We start from the raw sequence: 1329 nt of genomic DNA, 5'->3' as shown, positions 1-1329 counted from the left end.
CTGCGGGACCGGTATGAGGCGCATCACCGGGTGTCGATCACCGACGGTGCGCTCGTGGCGGCGGCGACGCTGGCCGACCGTTACATCAGTGACCGGTTCCTGCCGGACAAGGCGATCGACCTGATCGACGAGGCGGGGTCGCGGATGCGGATCCGCCGGATGACGGCGCCGCCGGACCTGCGTGAGTACGACGAGAAGATCGCGAATGTGCGGCGGGAGAAGGAGTCCGCGATCGACGCGCAGGACTTCGAGAAGGCCGCGGCGTTGCGGGATCAGGAAAAGCAGCTGCAGCTCAAGCGGGAGCGGCGGGAGAAGGAGTGGAAGGCCGGCGACATGGATGTCGTGGCCGAGGTGACCGAGGAGCTGATCGCCGAGGTTCTGGCCACCGCCACCGGTATCCCGGTGTTCAAGCTGACCGAGGAGGAGTCGCAGCGGCTGCTGCGGATGGAAGACGAGCTGCACAAGCGGATCATCGGTCAGGACGACGCGATCAAGGGGCTGTCGCGGTCGATCCGGCGTACGCGGGCCGGTCTGAAGGATCCGCGGCGTCCGGGTGGGTCGTTCATCTTCGCCGGCCCGTCGGGTGTCGGTAAGACCGAGCTGTCCAAGGCGCTGGCGGAGTTCCTGTTCGGCGACGAAGACGCGCTGATCATGCTGGACATGTCGGAGTTCATGGAGAAGCACACCGTCTCGCGGCTGTTCGGCTCCCCGCCCGGCTACGTCGGGTACGAAGAGGGTGGTCAGCTCACCGAGAAGGTGCGGCGCAAGCCGTTCTCCGTCGTCCTGTTCGACGAGGTCGAGAAGGCGCACGGGGACATCTTCAACAGCCTGTTGCAGATTCTGGAGGACGGTCGCCTGACCGACGCCCAGGGCCGGGTTGTGGACTTCAAGAACACCGTCATCATCATGACGACCAACCTCGGCACCCGTGACATCTCCAAGGCCGTGGGGCTGGGCTTCGCGAAGGCGAACGACGAGGAGAGCACGTACGAGCGGATGAAGGTCAAGGTGCAGGAGGAGCTCAAGCAGCACTTCCGGCCGGAGTTCCTCAACCGCGTCGACGACATCGTGGTCTTCCACCAGCTCACGCCCAAGGAGATCATCCAGATCGTGGACCTGATGCTCGCCCAGGTGGCCGAGCGTCTGAAGGACCGCGACATGGGCCTGGAGCTGACCCCGGCCGCCAAGCAGCTGCTGGCCGACCGGGGGTACGACCCGGTGATGGGCGCCCGTCCGCTGCGCCGCACGATCCAGCGCGAGCTGGAGGACACGCTGTCGGAGAAGATCCTCTACGGCGAGCTGCGGCCGGGCCAGGTCGTCAAGATCGAC

The 1329-nt window shown here is 66.1% G+C and carries 1 protein-coding gene; it reads left to right on the top strand.

The genetic code is table 11. From position 1 onward, the window contains the following. Window positions 1-1329: AAA family ATPase (locus HCK04_RS40260; protein ID WP_142652768.1), on the top strand; the 1329-nt coding region annotated here is incomplete at both ends.

It is taken from the genome of Microbispora sp. CL1-1 (genome assembly GCF_012034195.1).
In the GTDB taxonomy this organism is placed as follows: Bacteria; Actinomycetota; Actinomycetes; order Streptosporangiales; family Streptosporangiaceae; genus Microbispora.
This window is presented reverse-complemented; position numbering and strand designations above follow the sequence as displayed.